Below are 22,133 nucleotides of genomic sequence, written 5' to 3'. Positions count from 1 at the left end.
CCTGTTTATTACTTGCGCGCAGCCAGAACTTCAGCCGGTTGAACGATGTTTTCAGCAGCCTTGTTAGACCAGTTATTGCGTGTATAGGTAATCACAGCAGCAATTTCTGTATCAGACAAAGAACCCTTCCATGCTGGCATGCCTGGCGCTTTACCATTCATGACGATATTGATTTGAGCAGCTTTTGGACCAGTTACCATGGCAGAACCATCCAGTGCAGGGAATGCGCCTGGCACACCCTTACCAGTTGCCTGATGGCAGGCTACGCAGTTTGCCGTATAGACTTTTTCGCCACGTTGTTTCAACTCATCCACAGTCCAGACTTTGCTAGGATCGTCTGCCTTGGCAGCCATTTCCTTCTTCTTGCCATCAACCCATTTTTTGTAGTCTTCATCGGAAACGACAGTAACGACTATAGGCATGAAAGCATGTTCTTTACCGCACAGCTCTACGCACTGACCACGGTAAGTACCGATTTTCTCAGCCTTGAACCAGGTATCACGTACAAAACCAGGAATCGCATCCTGTTTCACACCGAAAGCTGGAATAGTCCAGCCATGGATAACGTCATTGGCAGTAGTGATCACGCGGATTTTCTTGTTAACCGGAACCACAACTTCATTGTCAACTTCGATCAGGTAATTGTCGCCGCGTTTTTCAGTTGGCTCTACACCAGGCGCACCAACTTGTGTACGTGGCGTGGACAAAGTGGACAAGAAGGAAATGCCTTCGCCCTCCCCCTTCAGATAGTCATAGCCCCATTTCCATTGCATGCCTGTGGCTTTAATGGTGATGTCAGCGTTTGACGTGTCCTTCATTGCAACAACAGTTTTTGTTGCAGGCAAGGCCATGACGATAACAATAATGAATGGAACAATAGTCCAGGCGATTTCAACTGCGGTACTTTCATGGAAAGTAGCAGCCTTGTGACCTACTGATTTGCGATGTTTCAGTATGGAGTAAAACATCACCCCAAAAACTGCAACAAAAATTACCATACAGATAACCAACATCAGGTTATGGATGGAGTAGATTTGCTCCGCAATTTGCGTAACAGGTGGTTGCAGATTTAACTGCTTTATCGCCGGACCGCCCTTCATATCTACCGCCGGACCATTGACCACCGCCCACGTTGGCAGACTAGCAGCCAAGAGCGAGGCACCCAGCATGAACGACTTTAATCGCTTAGCATGTTTCATGAATTTCCCCAAAACCCGATTAGAATTCTTTTAACAGAGCGCCAGGGACACAGATTCAAAATTTTTCAAATGCGTACCGGCAACTTCCACAACTGCGAGAGTATAAGGCGTAAAGCAGGGTGATATCAAGCAGAATACACGAGCGACAACTATGATCCCGCTCAAATGTCACAAAGATTTATGACGCAAATTTACAGTTTTTCGGTATTTTTTGATCCGGCTTTGATCTGCATTAAGGTGACTTTTTAGGCAAATCGAAACGGACTATGGATTCTCCGGCAGCCGTTTTCCGGTTCACCGGACGAAAAGCATGGCCATACACCACTTCCAGCGTCAGGGTGATGCGGCCATCCACGTTTTTGCGCTTATCCAGAGCAGCCAGCAATCGCGCGTGCGCTGCACGCCCCAGCAAACCTTGCCTGCGTGTCATCAGCGGGTTCCCCCCCAGGGCGCGCACGTCTTGCAATAATTGATCGGCGCTGCCATAGGTCAGGGTAATTTTCTCCATATCCATGACCGGCGTGGAGAATCCTGCATTCACCAGCATATCGCCAAAATCATGCATATCAACAAAGGGCAATGCGTGAGGCAGATCATCGACTTCGGCAAAGGCCTGGCGCAATTCCATCATGGTATCCGGACCAAAACAGGAAAACATCAGCAAACCCTCAGTCCGTAAAACCCTGCGCCATTCAGCAAATACCAGATCAGGCTGGGGATGCCAGTGCAACGCCAGATTTGACCAGATCAGGTCAACTGCTGCATTTGCTATCGGCAAGCGGGCAAAATCGGCACACAACAAATGCTGACCGCCATCCTGACGCAGCGCAACAGGCGTCCATTTCGCCAATAAACGTCCGACTGCACTCTTGGCGGCTGTCTGCTTATTTCTGCCCGCCTCCAGCATTGCCAAAGATGCATCAACACCATAAGCCTGGGCCGCCGGATAATATTTTTGCAACTCAGCAATATCATCGGCCTCACCACAACCGGCATCCAGGAAGCTGACGGGCTGGATCTTGACCAATTCCAGCTTTTCACGCATGCGCGCGGCTATTTCGCGACGCAAGAAGTCGGAAGCACGGATTTTTGCTGCATCAGCAAACAGGCGGCGTACCAGTTGCAGATTAATAGGAGCGCTCAACATAGGCAAAATTCAAAGAAACTACATTTTTAAGTTAAGCTGGCAGTTTACACGCTTGCAGCTCCGCTTGTGCCCACGCTTTTCACATGTTCACAGACAAACTCAAACTAGCCTGCAAAAATGGTATTGCTGCCCTGATACCAAATTCTTGTGCCTTATGCCGCCTGGATAGCAACGATGTGGTGTGCAGTGCCTGCCATCTGGCTTATTTCCACACCGGACATGTGCGATGCAAACAATGCGGCCTGCCCTTGCCACCTGGTAGCGCCAGTCCGCGCTGTGGCGATTGCCTCAGCAATCCACCAGCTTTTGACAGTACCTTGACCGTTTGCGACTATGCTGCCCCACAAGATCAGCTGGTACTGTCACTGAAATTTGCCCACCAACTGGCCCTGGCACCCTGGTTTGCGCGCATGCTCAGGGACTGTATCTTGCAGCATCAAGGCAATGAACTACCTGATTTGCTATGCGCCGTGCCTTTGGGCAGGGATAGATTGGCAGACCGTGGCTTTAACCAGGCTTGGGAGATCACTCGCCCCCTGGCTAATCATCTTGGTATATCTGCCAACATGCATATACTGCAGCGTAGCAGGGAAACTGCCATGCAAAGCGGCCTGCCCATTGATGCCCGTGCCCGCAATGTCAAACATGCATTTTGCATAGATGAAAATCAACAGGACACCCTGCGCGGCGCGCACCTGGGTATCGTCGATGACGTCATGACCACTGGCATGACCATGCATGAAATCGCTACAATGCTGAAGCGTTACGGTGCGGCCAAGGTCACTGCCTATGTTTTTGCCCGCACCCTCCCTCATATTCACTGAATCACTAAGTCATTAAGGAATTGCCTTGTTTCATGTCGTCCTGGTTGAACCAGAAATACCGCCAAATACTGGCAATATTATCCGTCTGTGTGCCAACACAGGTGTACAACTGCATTTGATAGAACCGCTGGGTTTTCCTCTGGATGATTCCAAGATGAAGCGCGCCGGTCTTGATTACCATGACTATGCGACCATGAAGGTGCATAAAAACTGGGCAGAGTTTTGCGCCAGTGAGCAGCCAGATAACAAGCGCATGTTTGCCATGACCACACATGGTTCCACGCCCTTTGCGAATATGGCTTTCCAGCCCGGCGACTATTTTGTATTTGGCGCCGAAACTCGCGGCCTTGCCCCTGAATTGCGAGAATCCTTCCCCACCAGCCAGCGCATACGCCTGCCGATGAGGCCCGATAACCGCAGTTTGAACTTGTCGAATACGGTGGCTGTCGTCGTCTACGAAGCCTGGCGTCAGAATGATTTTGCAGGCGGTGCTTAAACTCCGGCGATCATTATTTTTATTTCCGCAAGTCAATTATCCAAATTACCACAGCGTATTTGAAAATTTACTGCATTTCCTCAAGAATCCTTTAGCATACTTACAGGGAAACGGATTCCAGATAATTATAATTTGGCCCCTTAATTTGACCCCGTATTCAGGGCATAGACCAAGGCCAGGACAAGATCGTGCAAAATTCGGGAATTGAGCAATTTGAAGACAATCTTCAACAGCTACGGCATCTGATCGATGCGTTGCCTGTCTGCATCTCTTATGTGGATGTAACTTACCGCTACCAATTTATTAACCAGGTGTATCTCAACTGGTTTGGCGTCCCCAGATCTGCCGTTATCAATAAGCACATGATCGAAGTGATTGGTGAACCTGCTTTCCAGCATGTGCGCTCCTACGTAGACCAGGCATTAAGTGGAAAATCCCTGGCGTATGAAGCCACAGTTCCGTACCTGCATGGCGGGACACGCAACATTTCTGCCCAGCTATTACCAGTCTTTGACCACAATGGTAGAGTCAAAGGCTGCTACGCAATGATTATTGATACCAGCCAGCGCAAACAAAGTGAGGAACAATTACATTTGCATGAAGAACGCTGGCAACTGGCGCTAGAAGGTTCTGGTGATGGTGTCTGGGACTGGTATCCACAAACTGGCATAGAGATATTGTCTGACCGTCTGCGCGAAATCTATGGCTATGAAAAAGATGAGATAGCAGACTTGTCTGAAGAACTGGACAGACGCACTCATCCTGACGACCTGAAGCAAATGTACCTGGACAGACAGGCGCACTTTGATGGCAAGACGCCGATATATATCAATGAACACCGTGTGCAATGCAAGGATGGTCGCTGGAAATGGATACTGACACGCGGTACCGTGATACAGCGCGACGCGCAGGGCAGCCCGGTACGCGTAGTCGGCACTCATACCGATATTTCAGAAAGAAAACAGGCTGAAGTCGCCCTGCGCGAGAGTGAAGAACGCCTGCGCATGGCGCTGTCTGCCACGCATCAGGGTCTGTATGATTTGAATGTGCAGACCGGGGATGCCATCGTCAACCCGGAATATGCGCTCATGCTGGGTTATGCGCATGAGCGCTTTCAGGAAAACAGAAAAAATTGGGCAGCCAGAGTACATCCTGCAGATTTCCCTTTGGCAGCACGCGCTTTCAGGGAGCATCTGGAAGGCAAGAGTGACGAATACCGTGTTGAATTCCGTCAAAAGAAAGCCAGTGGCGAGTGGGCCTGGATACTCTCGGTCGGTGCCGTCGTTGAATGGGACAGGGATGGCCGCCCTCAGCGCATGCTGGGCACTGTTCTCGACATCACAGAAAAGAAAAAAACCGAAGCCCTGATCTGGCAACAAGCCAATATAGATACCCTGACTGGCTTGCCTAACCGCCGCATGTTTTATGACAGGCTGGATCACGATATCAAGCTCAGCAAGCGCAATAAACTGGCACTGGCCGTATTGTTCATAGACCTGGATTTCTTCAAGGAAGTCAACGATACCCTGGGCCACTCCACTGGTGATGCCTTGCTGATAGAAGCCGCACACCGGCTACGCAACTGCGTCAGGGAAAGCGATACTGTGGCACGTCTGGGTGGTGATGAATTTACCGTCTCGCTGCCAGAAATGCATGAGCAGAACCGTGCCGAAACCATTGCACAAAACATCATCCGCAGCATGTCCACACCTTTTCAGCTTGCAGGTGAAGAAATCTATTTATCTGCCAGCGTGGGTATCACCATTTACCCGCGTGATGCTGACAATCTGGATGACCTGATCAAACATGCCGATCAAGCCATGTATGCTGCCAAGGCACAGGGCAGGAATCGTTTCAGCTATTTCACACCCGGCCTGCAAACTGCAGCGCTGGCGCGTCTGCGCATGACCAATGACTTGCGTGCGGCAATTGCAGACAATAGCTTGCGCGTGTATTTCCAGCCCATCGTCGATATCCATACAGGGAAAATACAAAAAGCCGAAGCCCTGGTGCGCTGGCCACATGCACAGCGGGGCTTCATCAGTCCCATGGAGTTCATACCGATAGCAGAGACCAGTGGCCTGATAGTCGCTATTGGCGATCTGGTTTTCCACGAAGCAGTACGCTGGGTCAAGAAATGGCGCGAACTGTATCATCCAGACTTCCAGATCAGTATCAACCAGTCTCCTATGGAATTTCAGGGCGATCAGGAACGCTATGTAAACTGGATACATGAACTGACACAGCAAAACCTGCCAGGACAGGCAATTACAGTGGAGATTACCGAAGGATTACTGCTCGATGCCAGCCAAAAAATCACCAGCAAGCTTTTGCAATTCCGTGACGCAGGGATACAGGTTGCACTGGATGATTTTGGCACCGGGTATTCATCACTTTCCTACCTGAAGAAATTTGATATCGATTACCTCAAGATAGACCAATCCTTCATCCGCAACCTGGCGACAGATGCCAGTGATATTGCTCTGTCTGAAGCCATCATCATGATGGCGCACAAGCTGGATTTGAAGGTGATAGCCGAAGGAGTGGAGACGCAACAGCAGCATGACTTGTTGAAGCAGGCGGGCTGCGACTTCGCCCAGGGTTATTTATTTGCCAAACCGCTGCCGCCGGAAGAATTTGAAATCTTCCTGCAACAAGAATCTCTAGGTCGCTGACCTGACCTTGGCCAGCAATTTGCTGGTCGAACGGTCATGCTCAAAATCAATCGCCGCTACCGTCCCACCATAAGCCAGCACGGCCTGGCCTTCAGGTATGGCCGTCATATCGTAATCACCGCCTTTGACATACACATCAGGGTGTGCCGCCAGCACTGCTTGCAAAGCAGTATCTTCATCAAACTCCACCACCAGGCTGACTGCCTCCAGTGCGGCCAATACAGCCATGCGGTCTTCACAGGAATTCACCGGCCGGTCATCGCCTTTGCCCAGGCGCTTGACCGAGGCATCGGTATTCACGGCGACCACCAGCGAAGCGCCAAATTCACGTGCGTCAGCAAGATAGCTGACATGGCCGCGATGCAGGATGTCGAATACGCCATTGGTCATGACCACGGGTTTTGGTAAAGCACGCACACGCTCGGATAATTCTTCGCGTGTGGTGAGTTTTTTTTCGAATTCTGGCATAGGAATAGTTCAGTATTTTTTTGAAAAACCACTCACCACAGAAGCATGGAGAAAACCGAAATCGTAATTTGTTGTAGGTTGGGCTACGTTTCATCAGCCCAACACTCGGCGTATAAATAACGTATTCGTTTATCAAAGGCACAGTGTTGGGCTGGTAAACCGTAGCCTAGCGAGGCCCGGCCCAATTTACGGAAAACCACGCGATTTTCCTCTGTGCCTCCGTGTTGAGAGGTCTTGATTGTACAAATAAAAAAGCCGCTAATGAATAGCGGCGATTGTACAGGCTCAAGCCAGGTTTAGGCAGCACTAGGCAAGCTGCCAGGCAAAATAACCAGTCTTTGTGCGACTTCCTTGCGGTAGCGGTTCAAGTCTTGCACGGTTTCGAAAGTACGCTCAAACAGCAGCGACATATTGTGCAAAATGCGGTCAACGACTTTCTTTTCCCATACGCCATCGAACTTGATCTGGCCATCGAGCCAGCGTTCCAGCCAGTCCGGATCAGGCAGGCGGGACTGTATGGTGTCGTTAGGGAACAATGCCTGATTGACATGCAAGTTGGTTGGGTGCAGAGGTTTTTCAGTACGCCTTGCAGATGCCATCAGGACACCAATTTTTGAAAACGCAGCGCGTGCCACATCACCCATTTCTGCCAGGGACTTTTTCATATAGCGCAGATAAGCACCGCCATGGCGTGCCTCATCCTGGCTGATGATTTTGTAGATATGCTTGATGACAGGCTCGGTATGCCAGTCAGAGGCACAACGATACCAGTGGTTCAGGCGGATTTCGCCGCAAAAATGCAGCATCAGGGTTTCCAGCGGTGGAGCAGGATCAAACTCAAAGCGTACATTGTCGAGTTCTTTTTCCGTAGGCACCAGTTCAGGGTGGAAGCGGCGCAGGTATTCCATCAAGACCAGGGAATGTTTTTGTTCTTCAAAAAACCAGATGGACATGAAGGCGCAAAAATCACTGTCCCCCCTATTATCACGCAAGAACATCTCCGTAGCAGGCAGGGCAGACCATTCGGTGATGGCATTCATCTTGATGGTTTGCGCCTGCTCAGGCGTCAATTTGCTGGCGTCATATTTATCCCAGGGGATGTCTGACTCCATATTCCAGCGCACTTGCTCCAAAGACTTAAACAATTCAGGGTAAAGCATGGTCAACCTCTGATAAAAATTGCGGAAATTAGAATAATTTGCCTAATTTTACCAGAGAGATGTGACACCTTCACGACAGCACCTGAATTGCTTAAAATTTAGGCCGCAACACAACAGAAAGATAAGACTTGCGCAAAATTGTCCCAGCAAGGCCTTACCTGGGAAAGCTCCCTTGCAAGGGAGCTTCGTTTCATCGGCGGACAACATATTGTCCGAAACCCCGATTGCACCGTAGCGACGAAGACAGTACTTTAGTACCGAATTTATCAACTGCCGGAGCTGCAACGCAGCTGGGGCGGTTTTGCGCGAGTCTAAGCTAATTCGTTTTCGCTGACGGCCTGCCTAACTTCATCCCTGTCCAGATTAGGTGCAAACTGTTGTATGAATTCATACGTGTAAGCGCGCAGATAGGCACCCCGGCGTACTGCCAGACGCGTCACATTTGATGCAAACAAATGGCTGGCTGAAATAGTTCTCAAACCATGCGCACGCTGCACTTCTATTGCCATCGACGCTACCAGACCCACACCCAGACCCAGTGCCACATATTGCTGGATAACGTCAGAATCCATGGCAGTCAGGACGATATCGGTACGCAAGCCAGCCAGACGGAAGGCATCATCAATATGACCACGGCCAGTGAAGCCGACATCATAGGTAATCAATGGGTAATTCGACAGATCTTCCAGTGTCAGTTCATCCTTGCTCAAAAGTGGATGTCCTTCTGGTACGACAACTACGTGATTCCATTCATAGCAGGCGAAAGATGCCAGGTCCTTGAATTGCGACAGACCTTCAGTAGCGATACCGATATCCGCCTTGCCGGACAGTACCCATTCAGCAATATGCTCAGGTGAGCTTTGCTGCAGGGCTATGCGCACATCCGGGAAGGCCTGACGGAAACCTTGCACTACCTTGGGCAAGACATAGCGCGCCTGGGTATGGGTAGTCGCTATCGTAAGCGTACCCTTGGACTGGTCAGAATAATCTTCACCAGCCTGACGCAGGTTTTCTGCCTCCAGCAACAGTCTTTCTATGATGGGCAAAATATCCTTGCCTGGCTCAGTCAGGCCAGTCAGGCGTTTGCCATTGCGTTCGAAAATATCGACGCCCAGTTCTTCTTCGAGTTCACGGATCTGGCGGCTGACGCCGGGCTGGGAAGTGAACAATACATTGGCCACTTCGGTCAGGTTATAACCGCGGCGTGAAGCTTCACGGATGGAGCGTAGTTGTTGGAAATTCATGGCTTACCTTATTCTTTATTATTGGGTGTCAACAAAGACATGGAGACGCTTGGGTCGCACTACCAGGGCTTCACCGACTTTAAGTTTCAGTTGTTCATAGCGTTCTGTAGAAATCATGGCTTCGACCAGTTCGCCGTTATCATCTCTTTCCAGTTCCAGTTGGGCCAGCGGGCCTATGCTGTGGACCCGGCGCAGTTGCACATTGAGACCTGCCGCACCAGGGGAATAGCGGTCTATTTCCAGCTCGTGCGGGCGCACATAACCAGTACCAAAAGCATCACGGGTATCGGCATGGCCAGGTGCTTCAAAAGGCACGCCACCGGCATCAAGTATGCCTTCATGGATGCGGCCACGGAACAGGTTCACATTACCCAGGAAGCCGTAAACAAAAGGTGTGGCCGGATGATGGTACACCTCGGCTGGCGCACCTACCTGCTCAACCTTGCCATGATTCATCAGCACAATCTTGTCAGCTACTTCCAGTGCTTCTTCCTGGTCATGCGTGACAAAAATACTGGTGACATGTAATTCATCATGCAGGCGACGCAGCCAGCGGCGCAATTCCTTGCGCACCTTGGCATCGAGTGCGCCAAAAGGCTCATCCAGCAAAAGCACACGCGGTTCCACTGCCAATGCACGGGCCAGCGCGATGCGCTGACGCTGGCCACCAGACAATTGTGGTGGATAGCGGTCAGCCAGCCAGTCGAGCTGCACCAGTTCCAGCAACTTGGTGACTTTTTCCTTGATCTCGCTTTCTGACGGACGCAGATGACGTGGTTTGACGCGCAAACCGAAAGCGATGTTTTCAAAAATCGTCATATGCTTGAACAAGGCATAGTGCTGGAACACAAAACCAACCTGGCGTTCACGCACGTGCTGGGCCGAGGCATCTTGCCCATCGAGCAAAACCTGACCACTGTCCGCATATTCCAGACCAGCGATAATGCGCAGCAAAGTGGTCTTGCCACAGCCTGAAGGTCCCAGCAAAGCTGTCAATTCCCCATTTGGAAAATCCAGCGAGACATTATCCAGCGCAGTGAAATTGCCAAAGCGTTTTTGTAATTGATTAACAGCGATACTCACGGTGAACCCCTTCTCTCTTTATTCTTGTGGTACTTGGCGGTTTTCATTGGTACGCCATTCGACTAATGTTTTCAAAGCGAGTGTCAGCAAGGCCAGCAGGGTCAGCAATGAAGCGACAGCAAAGGCGGCAGTGAAGTTGTACTCGTTATATAAAATCTCGACTTGCAGCGGCATGGTATTGGTCTCGCCGCGGATATGGCCAGACACTACCGATACTGCACCAAACTCACCCATGGCACGGGCATTACACAGGATCACGCCATACAGCAAACCCCATTTAATATTTGGCAAAGTCACGTACCAGAAAGTCTTCCAGCCGGATGCGCCGAGCACCAGTGCAGCTTCTTCTTCTTCACTGCCTTGCGCCTGCATCAACGGTATCAATTCACGGGCAACGAATGGAAAAGTCACGAAAATGGTCGCCAGCACAATGCCTGGCACAGCAAACAAGATCTTGATCTCATGCTCACGCAGCCATTCACCAAACCAGCCCTGGGCACCAAACAGCAAGACATAGATCAGGCCAGAAATAACCGGTGACACCGAAAACGGTAAATCGATCAGCGTCAGCAAAACATTCTTGCCACGGAATTCAAATTTGGCGATAGTCCAGGCTGCAGCCACACCAAATACCAGGTTCAGCGGCACGGCTATGCCGGCGGCTATCAAAGTCAATTTGATTGCTGACAAGGCATCTGGTTCTATGATGGCTGCCAGATAAACTTCCCAGCCCTTTTTCAAGGCTTCAGCAAAAACGGCTGCCAGTGGAATAAACAAAAACAGTGTCAGGAAAAGCAATGCGGTAACCGACAAAACGATGCGTACCCATAGCGGCTCCAGCGTTGCTGCCGGCGTAATCACGGGTTCATGTCTGCGGGTAGCGACGGGCGTCTTGACCGGCGTAGTGATGGTGGCGCTAGTCATAATTAATCTCTCCCTGCATTTTGGCGGCTGCGCGTCCAGGCTTGCAGCGCATTAATCGTCAGCAGCAGGCTAAATGACAGTAAGAGCATGACCACGGCAATCGCCGTCGCCCCGGCATAATCATATTGTTCAAGTTTGGTAATCATGAATAGCGGCGTAATTTCAGAAATCATGGGCATGTTGCCAGCGATAAAAATCACTGAACCATATTCGCCAGTGGCGCGGGCAAAGGCCAGTGCAAAACCTGTCAGCAGGGCCGGTAAAATGCTGGGTAATATCACGCGTAAAAAGGTTTGCAGGTGGCTGGCCCCGAGGCTGACGGCGGCTTCTTCCAGTTCTTTTTCGGCTTCTTCCAGTACAGGCTGGACTGTGCGCACCACAAAAGGCAGGCCGATAAAAGTCAGGGCAATCAAAATACCCAGAGGCGTGTAGGCAACCTTAATGCCAAGTGGTGTCAGCAATTTGCCTATCCAGCCATTTGGTGCATACAGGGTAGCCAGGGTAATACCTGCGACAGCGGTAGGCAGGGCAAATGGCAAGTCAACCAACGCATCGATGAGTCGTTTGCCAGGAAACTTGTAACGCACCAGCACCCAGGCAACGATGCCGCCAAAGAAGACATTGATCAGCGCACCCAGCAGGGAAGCACCAAAAGTCAGGCGGTAAGAAGCCATCACACGGTCAGAAGTGACGGTGTTCCAGAAAGCTTCCCAGGTCATGGTGAAAGTTTTCAGGAACACGGCAGAAAGCGGTATCAGGACGATCAAGCCCAGATAAAACAGGGTAAACCCTAGAGAAAGGTGAAAGCCGGGTATCACCCGCCTTGCCTTTTTATTTGATCCTAGAAACTGCGCCATGCTTAGCCTTTATTACAGATATGACTATCGATGAGCAATCTTCCCAGTATTTTGTTATATAGAAAACGAATTTTTTCTTATGCTTAAATGCGTTTTTCGCATATAGATTAGTCGTTAACAAGCGAAAATGCCAAAATATTATTCATAAGACACTGGATTGGCGATGGACTACCCATTTCCCGCTTTACATATGCAGAACGCAAAAAAGCAGAGACCACCTCTGCAATCATTGCATTCGTGATCCCTGCGCTTATTTGCTTGATATTGAAAAACTCAGGCCAGTTTGAATTCTTCTTCGTAATGGAAAGTCAGCTTGCTTTCTTCACGGCTTAATAAAGCCGCTTTAGGCAAATCAAACAAGAACCCCTGCAACAGATAAGGACTGGCAGTCTGGTTGGCATCGCGCAATGTCTGCAGGCGTTTCTGGTTTTCTATACGGCGAAAGATGATGTGGCACTGCGCGCGGTCAGCCTGTTCCAGCAAACGCACCTGCGCCTCTGCATCATTGGCCAGACTGATATCAACCTTGATGGAAGCAGGCCGTATGCGTTCCAGCAAGTCTGCTGCCTGTTCAAGACTTGCTGCGTGCAAGCCTATGCGGAAACCATTGCGCCGGTAATTCTCTGCAACATGGGTCAACACCCAGCGCTGGCTGGGCGTAATCTGTGGCAATTGCAAGACAATATCCGGGTGTGGCAATTCCAGCACATCAAGGATGCGGCGGAAGGCCATGCCATGATTCCCCTCCACTGCCGCCAGCAAGCGGCTATGCACACTCAGATATAAATCCAGCTTGCTACTTTCTGGCTGCCGATAAAAATTCAGGGCATGCAAGAGCCGACATAAACGGTCCAGTTCTACCGACTCATCATCATTGGCGGCGTTTTCCAGCAATTTCCAGATATTCAGACCCTGGTCATCACTGGCATAACTACGTGCGTACGCCTCATAGGCAACAATACGGCCATCATCACCAGCACGTATGGCCTGGAAGGCGCTGGTCAGTGTGGAATTAAAATAACGTCCGCGGGCACGCCCTTGTTCATCCAGCCACAAGTTGGTGGTGGCCAGCGTACTTTGCAGACGACTCAGATAGTTTTGCAATGCGGGAGAATGCATGCCTGCCTCAGCTTAAAAATTCTATCTATAACTTGGCGATAGAAACTTCTGTCGCTTTTACCAACGCCACGACTTCTGAACCGATGACCAGGTTCAAGTCCTTGATGGAGCGTGTAGTAATGACAGAAGTGACGATGCCTGCCGGCGTCTCGACATCGACTTCGGACACAACTGATCCTTCGATGATGGCCTTGATCTTGCCGCGAAATTGATTACGTACGTTGATAGCTTGTATGCTCATGGTAAATCCTAAAAAAGTTTAAATAGCCCAGGCGACCTGATGCACAGTCCTGTGCAAGGACAAGTCGCCTAATTCAGTGTCAGGTGTTACTGACGGTTTTTGCAATACACGCTGCAAGATACGTTCTTCCAGTTCGGCAAATTTTGGATTGCCGCGCGCGCGCGGGCGGGGTAAGTCGATTCTGGTATCAAGTGTGATCTGACCATCTTCTATCAGGATCACACGGTCTGCCAGGGCAATGGCCTCCTGCACATCGTGGGTCACCAGTACAGCAGTGAAGCCACGCTGCTGCCACAGGCTTTCAATCAGGTTTTGCATTTCAATGCGGGTCAGTGCATCGAGTGCCCCCAATGGTTCATCAAGTAATAACAGGGCAGGTTCATGCACCAGGGCCCTTGCCAGCGCAACACGCTGACGCTGGCCACCGGACAATACCGATGGCCACTCGTCAGCGCGCTCTGCCAGCGCGACCTTTTCCAGAGCCTGACAGGCCCTGGTCTTGTCACTGCCCAGACCCAGTGCTACGTTGGCGATCACAGACTTCCAAGGTAACAGGCGAGAATCCTGAAACATCACCCTGGTATCTGGCTTATCTTGCGTTTGCTCTGTACCAAATTCCAGACTACCGCTATCAGCCTGTTCCAGACCTGCAATCAAACGCAACAAAGTACTCTTGCCGCAACCACTGCGGCCTATGACGGCGACAAATTCGCCGGGTTCTATGTGCAAATTCAGTGACTTCAATACCTGGCGGCCCTGATACGACTTTTGTATGAGACGCAGATTGAGTTCAGTACCAGTGCTGCCTGTTGTACGCCCTACATCGCCAGGTAGGGGCAGCCATTCACTTTTGGCTGTCTGCTCCCAACCACCATCAAGCTCATCGCGCAAGGCTACAATGTCTGCAACAGCACTCATGGGAAATTCTGGAAATTGACGCATCATGCTGCCCTCCTCTGATAGCCCGGATGCCAGCGCAGGAAATACTGTTCCCCCGCCTTTGACAACACATCGGCCAGCTTACCCAGCAAGGCATATAAAAGTATGCCAACCAGCACCACATCGGTCTGTAAAAATTCACGTGCATTCATGGTCATATAGCCTATGCCAGCCTGGGCAGAAATGGTTTCTGCGACGATCAGCAAGACCCACACCAGACCAAGGGAAAAACGCACACCCACCAATATTGAAGGCAAAGCGCCTGGCAAGATCACATCGCGATATAAAGCCCAGCCAGACAGCCCATAGCTTTGTGCCATTTCTATCAAGCCTTTATCTACGGTGCGTATGCCATGAAAGGTGTTCAGGTAGACGGGAAAAAATACGCCCACCGATACCAGGAACAGCTTGGCTGCCTCATCAATACCAAACCACAAAATCACCAGCGGTATCAAGGCCAGGGCAGGAATATTCCTGACCATTTGCAGCGTCGTATCCAGCAAGGTTTCTGCGAAGCGGAAACTACCTGTCAGCAAACCCAGCAAAAGACCCAGTCCGCCACCTACTGCAAAGCCGGAAATCGCGCGCCATAAACTGGTCTTGGCATGCACCCAGATTTCACCAGAGGCTGCCAGTGTCCAGAATGCTTTTATCACCGCCAACGGTTCAGGCAAGATACGGCTCGATAACCAGCCAGTCTGCGCCGCCAGTTGCCAGAACAGGATCAATGCTACTGGTACCAGCCACGGCAAACCCCGCTTCAGCAGGCGCACGCTGGCCTGATGAAAGACATCCGGCTTTTTTGTCGTGAACTGTGCTGCATGGCTGGAGCCACCCTGCACATAGGTGGCAGCAAATTCGCTCACTTCAGTAATCATTGGTCCCATATTGCCTCCCTAGCTTTGTGATACCTTGGGGACGATGCCATTGGCCATGACTTCACCAAACGGGCCAGTCAGACTGCTGGAAACACCGGGCACTTCCTTGCCTATCAGAGGGAATACCAGTTCTGAGAAACGGTAAGATTCTTCCAGGTGTGGATAGCCTGAGAAAATAAAAGTGTCTATGCCCAGTGCCTGATATTCCTTGATGCGTGCCGCCACAGTTTCAGGGTCGCCCACCAAAGCAGTTCCCGCGCCACCGCGCACCAGACCTACGCCAGCCCACAAGTTGGGCGACACCTCCAGCTTGTCGCGCTTGCCACCATGCAGGGCGATCATGCGTTGCTGGCCGACTGAATCCATCCTGGAGAATGCAGCCTGGGCACGGGCGATGACATCGTCATCGACATAACGGATCAGGTCTTCTGCGGCTTTCCAGGCTTCATCGTTGGTTTCACGCACGATGACATGCAGGCGTATGCCAAAGCGCAAGGTCCTGCCATGTCTGGCTGCGCGTTCTCGCATGTCAGCAATCTTGGCCGCCACGGCTGCAGGTGGTTCACCCCAGGTCAGGTAAACATCCACCTGTTCTGCGGCCAGCTCATGCGCTGGTTCAGAAGAACCGCCAAAATACAAGGGCGGATAAGGCTTTTGCAAAGCAGGGTACAAAGTCTTGGCAGCCTTGACCGTAATATGCTTGCCTTCGAAATCATAACCGGCATCCCCACCCTCGCCGGAAAGCGAAGCGCGCCAGACGCGCAGGAATTCGTCGGTGATTTCATAGCGTTTTTCATGATCGGCAAATACGCCATCGGCTTCCAACTCACCCTGATCACCACCGGTAACGATATTGATCAACAAACGCCCTTTGGATAAACGGTCAAAGGTAGCGGCCATGCGCACAGCCAGGCCGGGGCTACTCAAACCCGGACGTATCGCCACCAGAAATTTCAGCTTGCTGGTCGCGCCTATCAAACTGGAGGCGACTACCCAGGCATCTTCGCAAGAACGGCCAGTCGGCAAGAGCACGCCATCGTAACCCTGGGTATCTGCCGCAACCGCAATCTGTTTCAGGTAGTCATGGCTGACCTGACGTGCGCCTTGCGTAGTTCCCAGATAGCGGCTATCGCCGTGTGTAGGGATGAACCAGAATATATTCAAACTCATTATTTGCTCCTGTATTTTTCTAGTGTCATAGTTAGAGGCTTTTGCAAAATTAAGCTGGCTAGGCGCCCCCGGCAAGACGGCGCAACAACGCCAGATTAATTTTGCGAGAGCCTCTCATAATTTCGTGCCCAGTGGCAGCCATACTGCATCACGCACAATGACAGCTTTGGGTATCAATTTTTGTTGATAGAAATTGTCAGCAACTCTTTGCTGTTCATCGACTATATTTTGGGTCAAATACACCACTGGAGAACGTGGCCGGCGCTCCAGAAAACTGGCGATGGTTGGCTTATCCAGACCAGTGCTGGCGGCAATGATGGCCACTGCCTCATCGCGATTCTTTTGCACGAAAGTGTCGCTGCGTGTCAGTTCTTCAAACAGCACTTGTATGACTTTGGGATATTTGTCGGCAAAGCTGCGTGCTGACAAATAGTGCGACAGATTGTTGACCAGCCCCTTGCCAGTCGCCAATATTCTTGGCGCGGCACTTTGTTCGATTGCTGCCCAGTACGGGTCCCAGATAGCCCATACATCAACACTGCCACGCTCGAAAGCTGCACGCGCATCAGCCGGCGCCAGGTAGACAGGAGTAATGTCTGACCACTGCAAACCAGCCTGTTGCACGGCACGTAAAACATGGTAATGCGCGCTTGATCCTTTTTGAATGGCGATCTTCTTGCCCTTCAAATCTGCCAGTGTGCGTATGCTCGAATCCGGTTTCACCAAGATCGCACTGACGCCTGGCTTGGCAGGTTCAGCGCCGACATACACCAGATTGCTGCCCGCAGACTGGGCAAAGATAGGCGGCGGTTCACCGGTAGTGGCAAAGTCTATACTGCCAACTGACAGGGCTTCCAGCATTTGCGGGCCTGCTGTAAATTCAAACCAGGTAACTTTCACACCTTTCAATTGCTGTTCCAGCGCTTGCCTGTGTTTCAGCAGAGTCAGGTTGACTGAACTTTTTTGAAAACCTATGCGCAACTCTTTAGGTAACTCTTTAGGTAGATCATTTGCTGCGGCAAAGGCTGCTGCAGGCAGCATGCTGCTCAAAGCAAGAGTCAATAACAGGCGGCGGATGGCAGACAATTTCATCATTCACCTCAGGTCTTGACTGCAAATACCGCATCACGGATATTGATGCGCTTGGGTATCAGCTTCAGATCTGCAAAGGTGTCAGCTATGCTTTGTTGTTCCTTGATGACTTGCTCAGTGAGCGGCTTGACGCCAAAACCAAAGCGTGAAGTCGACAATTCCACGATGCTGGTTTCCAGCCCGGTTTGCGTAGCCAGTATGCTGGCAACTTCCTTATGATTTTTTGCAGCCCATTCATCGACCTTGGCCAGTTCTTCGAGAACGATGCGCAAAACTTCAGGACTTTTTTGCGCATAAGGCCGCGCTGCCAGATAGAACTGGTGATTGCTGACCACGCCTTTACCATCAGCCAGTACCCTGGCACCCAGTTGCTTTTCAGCGGCAGCCAGGAACGGGTCCCAGATCACCCATGCATCGACACTGCCGCGCTCGAACGCAGCACGCGCATCGGCAGGCGGCAAGAAGATGACTTCAACATCCTTGTAATTCAGCCCGGCTTTTTCCAGCACCTTCACCAGCAGGTAATGGACGTTGGAACCTTTGTTCAAAACGACTTTTTTACCCTTGAGTTCTGCTACTGATTTCAAGCTGGAATTCTTGGGGACGATGATGGCTTCACCACCTGGTGCTGGCGGTTCATTACCGACATACAATAAATCTGCACCGGCAGCTTGGGCAAAAATCGGTGGTGCTTCACCCGTCGTACCAAAATCGATGCTGCCTACATTCAAGCCTTCCAGCAATTGCGGGCCTGCTGGAAACTCTGTCCACTTGACATCGACACTCAGACCAGCCAGACGCTTATCCAGCGCCCCTGTCCCTTTCAGTACAGTCAGTGTTCCATACTTCTGATAGCCTATGCGCAGACTGCTCTTGTTCTGGGCAAAGGCTTTTGGCAAGACCACACTCAGGGCGGCGGCTGTCAGGGCAGACAGGCGGGTCAGGGTAAGACGTTTTGCTTTGCTGGTGACTTGAAATTTGCGGCTCATTTTCTACTTTCATTTTTTTGACAAGGCTTCCCCCTGCCAGGCTCGCCAGCATGAAAGGAAATGTATTTTTGAGGTTTAAATCTGTACTTAGATCATCAAGATCATCAACAAGGCAGAAGTGCTTCAGGTACCGCCTGTACCGGGCTGCGTAACAAACTCAGGCTATCAAGCAAGAGTTGTACGCCATCTTCCACCCGGTTTTGTATGGCTGCATCAAGTTGTAAACCATGCAGCTCAGACCAGGTGACTTGTGCATCAGTCGCATAAATACTGGGCAAAATATGCCGTGCCGACAATGATGCAAGCACAGGGCGCAGCCCGTAATCAAGCGCCAGCATATGCGATTGGCTGCCGCCGGTTGCCAGCGGCAAGACCAGTTTCCCGGCGAGACCATCCTGCGGCAGGATATCCAGAAAACTTTTCAACAAGCCGCTATATGCTGCTTTGTAAATGGGCGTCGCAATTACTATCGCATCCGCCCTGGCCAACAGGCTTTTTGCCGCCGATAATTCTGGATCAGAAAAATCAGCATGCATCAAAGCCTGGGCAGGCAAGTCACGGACATGCAGACTGCTGGTACGCTGCCCTTGTTCATTGAGCTTGATACCCACATGATTCAGCAAACGTGCTGAACGTGAGGGGGAAGAGGGGCTTCCCGACAGCAGTAAGATGCGCATTTTCTTGCCTCCGGTTTTCTAAATACGAAGCTTATTTTTTGCCTGGTTGATAAATCTGGTCAAAAATTCCGCCGTCAGCAAAATGCTCTTTTTGCGCCTTGGTCCAGCCACCGAAAGTGTCATCAATGGTAAACAATTTCAATTTCGGAAATTGTGCTGCATATTTTTTCGAGGCTTTTTCTGTCGTCGGGCGATAGTAATGTTTAGCGATCGTGTCCTGACCTTCATCGGTGTACAGGTAGTTCAGATAAGCTTCTGCCACTTTGCGGGTGCCACGGCGGTCTGCAACTTTATCGACCACAGCGACCGAAGGTTCGGCGAGGATACTGGTGGATGGCGCCACGATCTCTACCTTGTCCGGGCCCAGTTCCTTGATAGCCAACAGGGCTTCGTTTTCCCATGCCAGCAAGACGTCGCCTATGCCACGTTCAACAAAAGTCGTGGTGGCACCGCGAGCACCAGAGTCCAGCACCGGTACGTTTTTATACAGTTTGGACAAAAACTCTTTTGCCGTGGCTTCGCTACCGCCCGGCAATTTCAGGGCATAACCCCAGGCTGCCAGATGGTTCCAGCGCGCACCGCCTGAAGTTTTTGGATTAGGTGTGATCACTGCCACGCCAGGTTTGACGATGTCAGCCCAGTCCTTGATACCCTTGGGATTGCCCTTGCGCACCAGGAAGACGATGGTAGAAGAATAAGGGGAGGCATTGTGCGGCAAGCGCTTTTGCCAGGCTTTGTCGAGCAAGCCTTTTTCCGCCAACGCATCAGTGTCATAGGCCAGTGCCAGTGTCACCACGTCAGCATCGAGGCCATCAATCACCGCACGTGCCTGCTTGCCAGAACCGCCATGCGATTGTTTGATCGTGACATTGTCACCCGTTTTGGCTTTCCATTGCTTGGCAAAAGCCTGGTTCACATCCTGATATAACTCACGGGTTGGGTCATAGGAAACATTAAGCAGATTGATATCCGCCGCTACTGCGGCAGATGAAAATGCGGTAGCAAAGCTTGCTACGATGCTTGTTGCGAGGATTATTTTTTTGATCGTCATTTCTAAGTCCAGGGAAGTAATAATTTTTATGAGGAGTACAGGATAAAACGGCTCTATATAAATTAAAACGAAGTGTTTCGATGTTTTATATGCGTTTTTGGCATATGCGAAAGTGCCTGTTCGAAAACCAAAATCTCACCACAGTGGAAGGAAAGGCATCTTGCAAGATGCCTTCGTGACACAGGCGAGCGGGTATCCCGCCCGAATTCCCTGCAGCACTAAAGACGGGGCACAGAGGTATGCAGAAAAACCGTTATAAATATAATACTGCTTGATCGCCCTGTCTCTTTATTAACAGATGCAAGATGTCTGCTCATCATCTTAAACACTTGGTCTTCAACCTACATATTTCCGCAAGACTGAGCTAAGATGACATCCTCTTCTTCAGGAGTTAGCCATGTTGCGACGCACACCAATTCAAGTTGCTGTTTTTTTGGGTTTGATCACTTGCTCATTGGGAGCGTGGGCAGATACCGGGGATGCCTGTCCGGCTGTGTTGAACCATAAATTCAAGCGCCTGCAAGATGAAGCGCCGCAAGATCTTTGCCAGTACAAGGGCAAGGTCGCACTGGTCGTAAATACTGCCAGTTATTGTGGTTTCACCAAGCAGTATGAAGGTCTGGAAGCCATGTATGCGAAATACAGCGACAAGGGCCTGGTGGTACTAGGCTTTCCATCCAATGATTTTGGCAAGCAGGAACCGGGCAATGACAAACAAATTGCCGATTTTTGCTTTAATACCTATGGTGTGAAATTTCCCATGTTCAGCAAGTCTGCAGTGATGGGCAAAGATGTCAATCCCATGTATGCGCAAATGATCAAGGCGACGGGGACGACACCTAAATGGAATTTTTACAAATACCTGATAGACCGCAAAGGTAATGTGGTGGCCGCTTATTCCAGCGTTACTACACCAGACGATAAAAAGCTGGTCGCCGATGTAGAAAAGGCACTGGCAGAATAATAACTCCCTCTTATTTAGGCGCAGATTTGGACATATAGCCCAACTGATGTGACAAGGAGCTGGCACTGGCGCGCAAAGCCTGTGCCAGCTCTCCATGCCAGTCTGTATCAAAACTGCCCTTGGGGCCAGTAGCGGTAATCACCAGGCTCAGTGTCTGGGCATGATTGAAGACCGGTGCGCTGAGGGCATTGATGCCGGGTATGGGTAAACCCTGTGCCCTTGCCAGCCCCTGTTCACGTACCTCTGCCAGTACGCCAGCAATATCCCGGGTTGTCATCTGTACACCTGCCTGCCCTATCACCAGCTCATCTTTAAGTTCCCTGATAATCACCTTGTCGACCAAAGCTTGCGGCAAGAAAGCAGAAAACACCAAACCTGTTGCAGTACCCAGCATGGACATCACCGAGCCCGCATGCATATTCACATGGATGGGGCGGCTGGATTCTGCGATGTACACCACGGTAGGGCCATGACTGCCCCACACCGCCAGTGCGACGGTTTGATCTGTGCTTGCTGCCAGACGGGTAATTTCAGGTATCGCCAGCTTCACTGGCGACATTTGCTGCAGGCTGACCAGGCCCATCTGCAGTGCAAAAGGGCCAAGCTGGTAAGCGCCAGTGGCCGCATCCTGCTCCACCAGCCCCAATTTACCAAAGCTGACCAGATAGGCATGTGCCTTGGAAGCTGGCATGCCACTCTCACGCGCCAGATCACCCAGGGACATGGCACGACCAGAGCTGACCAGGGCATTCAGGATCAGGCCGCCGACTTCTATGGCGCCTATGCCGCGTCTTTCCTTGCTTTTTTCTACCATGGCTGCCTCTTGATTAATCTGAATTCATTTTACTATTAACAAATGCATTTACAAATAACGAATTAATGCTTATTCTTGTTTTCTGTCGCATGCTTCATTTTTAAGCATGCCTTGCACCGATC

The 22,133-nt window shown here is 50.8% G+C and carries 22 protein-coding genes; 4 read left to right on the top strand and 18 right to left on the bottom strand.

The annotated features are described in order from the left end of the window. Positions 1-8: 8 nt before the first annotated feature. Together coxB and AC07OI_RS16790 are read right to left on the bottom strand one after the other, a co-directional pair. A complete protein-coding gene (coxB, locus tag AC07OI_RS16795) occupies positions 9-1,199 on the bottom strand; it encodes a cytochrome c oxidase subunit II (protein ID WP_492704833.1) in 1,191 nt (396 codons plus the stop codon). A gap of 232 nt (positions 1,200-1,431) precedes the next feature. Continuing rightward, the gene (locus AC07OI_RS16790; protein ID WP_495257999.1) at positions 1,432-2,346 is read right to left on the bottom strand and encodes a methyltransferase domain-containing protein; all 915 of its coding nucleotides are present in this window, start codon (positions 2,344-2,346) and stop codon (positions 1,432-1,434) included. A gap of 83 nt (positions 2,347-2,429) precedes the next feature. Here AC07OI_RS16790 and AC07OI_RS16785 point away from each other — a divergent pair, with 83 nt between their 5' ends. The 3 genes from AC07OI_RS16785 to AC07OI_RS16775 all read left to right on the top strand — a co-directional run bounded on the left by AC07OI_RS16785 (position 2,430) and on the right by AC07OI_RS16775 (position 6,341). Next, a complete protein-coding gene (locus tag AC07OI_RS16785) occupies positions 2,430-3,170 on the top strand; it encodes a phosphoribosyltransferase family protein (protein WP_495257998.1) in 741 nt (246 codons plus the stop codon). 25 nt (positions 3,171-3,195) lie between these two features. Further along, positions 3,196-3,666, top strand: coding sequence for a tRNA (uridine(34)/cytosine(34)/5-carboxymethylaminomethyluridine(34)-2'-O)-methyltransferase TrmL (gene trmL / locus AC07OI_RS16780; protein WP_495257997.1), 471 nt, complete (start codon positions 3,196-3,198; stop codon positions 3,664-3,666). A 188-nt stretch (positions 3,667-3,854) separates the two neighbouring features. Continuing rightward, complete coding sequence (locus AC07OI_RS16775; protein WP_492704825.1) at positions 3,855-6,341, top strand: sensor domain-containing protein; 2,487 nt, start codon at positions 3,855-3,857, stop codon at positions 6,339-6,341. On the opposite strand, the gene rfaE2 is transcribed toward AC07OI_RS16775, so the two are convergent. From rfaE2 to AC07OI_RS16700, 15 genes are all read right to left on the bottom strand, one after another. Next, positions 6,330-6,809 carry a D-glycero-beta-D-manno-heptose 1-phosphate adenylyltransferase gene (rfaE2, locus tag AC07OI_RS16770; protein ID WP_492704824.1) on the bottom strand — a complete coding sequence of 160 codons (480 nt, stop codon included), beginning with the start codon at positions 6,807-6,809 and terminating at the stop codon, positions 6,330-6,332. The two genes, AC07OI_RS16775 and rfaE2, sit on opposite strands and share 12 nt — an antisense overlap. Positions 6,810-7,105: 296 nt before the next feature. Continuing rightward, positions 7,106-7,969, bottom strand: coding sequence for a ferritin-like domain-containing protein (locus AC07OI_RS16765; RefSeq protein WP_492704822.1), 864 nt, complete (start codon positions 7,967-7,969; stop codon positions 7,106-7,108). A 311-nt stretch (positions 7,970-8,280) separates the two neighbouring features. Then, on the bottom strand, positions 8,281-9,213 hold the full coding sequence (locus tag AC07OI_RS16760; protein ID WP_492704821.1) for a CysB family HTH-type transcriptional regulator: 933 nt from the start codon (positions 9,211-9,213) through the stop codon (positions 8,281-8,283). A gap of 18 nt (positions 9,214-9,231) precedes the next feature. Beyond that, the gene (locus AC07OI_RS16755) at positions 9,232-10,296 is read right to left on the bottom strand and encodes a sulfate/molybdate ABC transporter ATP-binding protein (RefSeq protein WP_492704819.1); all 1,065 of its coding nucleotides are present in this window, start codon (positions 10,294-10,296) and stop codon (positions 9,232-9,234) included. Positions 10,297-10,314: 18 nt separating this feature from the next. After that, positions 10,315-11,220: a sulfate ABC transporter permease subunit CysW gene (cysW, locus tag AC07OI_RS16750; protein ID WP_495257996.1), complete on the bottom strand. Its 906-nt coding sequence runs from the start codon at positions 11,218-11,220 to the stop codon at positions 10,315-10,317. A gap of 2 nt (positions 11,221-11,222) precedes the next feature. Further along, positions 11,223-12,077 carry a sulfate ABC transporter permease subunit CysT gene (cysT, locus tag AC07OI_RS16745; RefSeq protein ID WP_495257995.1) on the bottom strand — a complete coding sequence of 285 codons (855 nt, stop codon included), beginning with the start codon at positions 12,075-12,077 and terminating at the stop codon, positions 11,223-11,225. A 273-nt stretch (positions 12,078-12,350) separates the two neighbouring features. Continuing rightward, on the bottom strand, positions 12,351-13,196 hold the full coding sequence (locus tag AC07OI_RS16740; protein WP_492704813.1) for an EAL domain-containing protein: 846 nt from the start codon (positions 13,194-13,196) through the stop codon (positions 12,351-12,353). Between the two features lie 25 nt (positions 13,197-13,221). Beyond that, positions 13,222-13,437: a TOBE domain-containing protein gene (locus tag AC07OI_RS16735; protein WP_110256421.1), complete on the bottom strand. Its 216-nt coding sequence runs from the start codon at positions 13,435-13,437 to the stop codon at positions 13,222-13,224. Positions 13,438-13,455: 18 nt separating this feature from the next. Further along, entirely contained in the window at positions 13,456-14,379 is a 924-nt protein-coding gene (locus tag AC07OI_RS16730; RefSeq protein WP_492705050.1) for an ATP-binding cassette domain-containing protein, read from the bottom strand. Then, positions 14,379-15,263 carry an aliphatic sulfonate ABC transporter permease SsuC gene (ssuC, locus tag AC07OI_RS16725; RefSeq protein ID WP_495257994.1) on the bottom strand — a complete coding sequence of 295 codons (885 nt, stop codon included), beginning with the start codon at positions 15,261-15,263 and terminating at the stop codon, positions 14,379-14,381. The genes AC07OI_RS16730 and ssuC overlap by 1 nt, the downstream gene beginning before the upstream one ends. Before the next feature lie 9 nt (positions 15,264-15,272). After that, positions 15,273-16,418, bottom strand: a complete 1,146-nt coding sequence (gene ssuD / locus AC07OI_RS16720) for an FMNH2-dependent alkanesulfonate monooxygenase (protein ID WP_495258103.1) — start codon at positions 16,416-16,418, stop codon at positions 15,273-15,275. Positions 16,419-16,538: 120 nt separating this feature from the next. Further along, a complete protein-coding gene (locus AC07OI_RS16715) occupies positions 16,539-17,519 on the bottom strand; it encodes a sulfonate ABC transporter substrate-binding protein (protein WP_495257993.1) in 981 nt (326 codons plus the stop codon). A gap of 5 nt (positions 17,520-17,524) precedes the next feature. Continuing rightward, positions 17,525-18,505 (bottom strand): sulfonate ABC transporter substrate-binding protein, encoded by a 981-nt coding sequence (locus AC07OI_RS16710; protein ID WP_492704807.1) that lies wholly within the window; start codon positions 18,503-18,505, stop codon positions 17,525-17,527. 104 nt (positions 18,506-18,609) lie between these two features. Next, positions 18,610-19,182, bottom strand: a complete 573-nt coding sequence (ssuE, locus tag AC07OI_RS16705) for an NADPH-dependent FMN reductase (protein WP_495257992.1) — start codon at positions 19,180-19,182, stop codon at positions 18,610-18,612. A 31-nt stretch (positions 19,183-19,213) separates the two neighbouring features. Then, complete coding sequence (locus AC07OI_RS16700) at positions 19,214-20,233, bottom strand: sulfate ABC transporter substrate-binding protein (protein WP_495257991.1); 1,020 nt, start codon at positions 20,231-20,233, stop codon at positions 19,214-19,216. 397 nt (positions 20,234-20,630) lie between these two features. Here AC07OI_RS16700 and AC07OI_RS16695 point away from each other — a divergent pair, with 397 nt between their 5' ends. Next, positions 20,631-21,197: a glutathione peroxidase gene (locus tag AC07OI_RS16695; protein WP_492704802.1), complete on the top strand. Its 567-nt coding sequence runs from the start codon at positions 20,631-20,633 to the stop codon at positions 21,195-21,197. Positions 21,198-21,207: 10 nt separating this feature from the next. Here AC07OI_RS16695 and AC07OI_RS16690 read toward each other — a convergent pair whose 3' ends face one another. Beyond that, entirely contained in the window at positions 21,208-22,011 is an 804-nt protein-coding gene (locus AC07OI_RS16690; protein WP_495257990.1) for an IclR family transcriptional regulator, read from the bottom strand. Positions 22,012-22,133: the final 122 nt, after the last annotated feature.

Source organism: Undibacterium sp. GW821-FHT07F11 (assembly GCF_059418665.1).
Note: the sequence above shows the minus strand (reverse complement) of the source record. Positions and strands in the feature narration are given on the sequence as shown.

Excerpts from the sequence above, each read along its gene's own strand:
- coxB (WP_492704833.1), bottom strand. The coding sequence starts at position 1,199 with ATGAAACATGCTAAGCGATTAAAGTCGTTCATGCTGGGTGCCTCGCTC.
- AC07OI_RS16790 (WP_495257999.1), bottom strand. The coding sequence starts at position 2,346 with ATGTTGAGCGCTCCTATTAATCTGCAACTGGTACGCCGCCTGTTTGCT.
- AC07OI_RS16785 (WP_495257998.1), top strand. The coding sequence starts at position 2,430 with ATGTTCACAGACAAACTCAAACTAGCCTGCAAAAATGGTATTGCTGCC.
- rfaE2 (WP_492704824.1), bottom strand. The coding sequence starts at position 6,809 with ATGCCAGAATTCGAAAAAAAACTCACCACACGCGAAGAATTATCCGAG.
- AC07OI_RS16765 (WP_492704822.1), bottom strand. The coding sequence starts at position 7,969 with ATGCTTTACCCTGAATTGTTTAAGTCTTTGGAGCAAGTGCGCTGGAAT.
- AC07OI_RS16760 (WP_492704821.1), bottom strand. The coding sequence starts at position 9,213 with ATGAATTTCCAACAACTACGCTCCATCCGTGAAGCTTCACGCCGCGGT.
- cysW (WP_495257996.1), bottom strand. The coding sequence starts at position 11,220 with ATGACTAGCGCCACCATCACTACGCCGGTCAAGACGCCCGTCGCTACC.
- cysT (WP_495257995.1), bottom strand. The coding sequence starts at position 12,077 with ATGGCGCAGTTTCTAGGATCAAATAAAAAGGCAAGGCGGGTGATACCC.
- AC07OI_RS16740 (WP_492704813.1), bottom strand. The coding sequence starts at position 13,196 with ATGCATTCTCCCGCATTGCAAAACTATCTGAGTCGTCTGCAAAGTACG.
- AC07OI_RS16735 (WP_110256421.1), bottom strand. The coding sequence starts at position 13,437 with ATGAGCATACAAGCTATCAACGTACGTAATCAATTTCGCGGCAAGATC.
- AC07OI_RS16730 (WP_492705050.1), bottom strand. The coding sequence starts at position 14,379 with ATGCGTCAATTTCCAGAATTTCCCATGAGTGCTGTTGCAGACATTGTA.
- ssuC (WP_495257994.1), bottom strand. The coding sequence starts at position 15,263 with ATGGGACCAATGATTACTGAAGTGAGCGAATTTGCTGCCACCTATGTG.
- AC07OI_RS16715 (WP_495257993.1), bottom strand. The coding sequence starts at position 17,519 with ATGATGAAATTGTCTGCCATCCGCCGCCTGTTATTGACTCTTGCTTTG.
- AC07OI_RS16710 (WP_492704807.1), bottom strand. The coding sequence starts at position 18,505 with ATGAGCCGCAAATTTCAAGTCACCAGCAAAGCAAAACGTCTTACCCTG.
- ssuE (WP_495257992.1), bottom strand. The coding sequence starts at position 19,182 with ATGCGCATCTTACTGCTGTCGGGAAGCCCCTCTTCCCCCTCACGTTCA.
- AC07OI_RS16700 (WP_495257991.1), bottom strand. The coding sequence starts at position 20,233 with ATGACGATCAAAAAAATAATCCTCGCAACAAGCATCGTAGCAAGCTTT.
- AC07OI_RS16695 (WP_492704802.1), top strand. The coding sequence starts at position 20,631 with ATGTTGCGACGCACACCAATTCAAGTTGCTGTTTTTTTGGGTTTGATC.
- AC07OI_RS16690 (WP_495257990.1), bottom strand. The coding sequence starts at position 22,011 with ATGGTAGAAAAAAGCAAGGAAAGACGCGGCATAGGCGCCATAGAAGTC.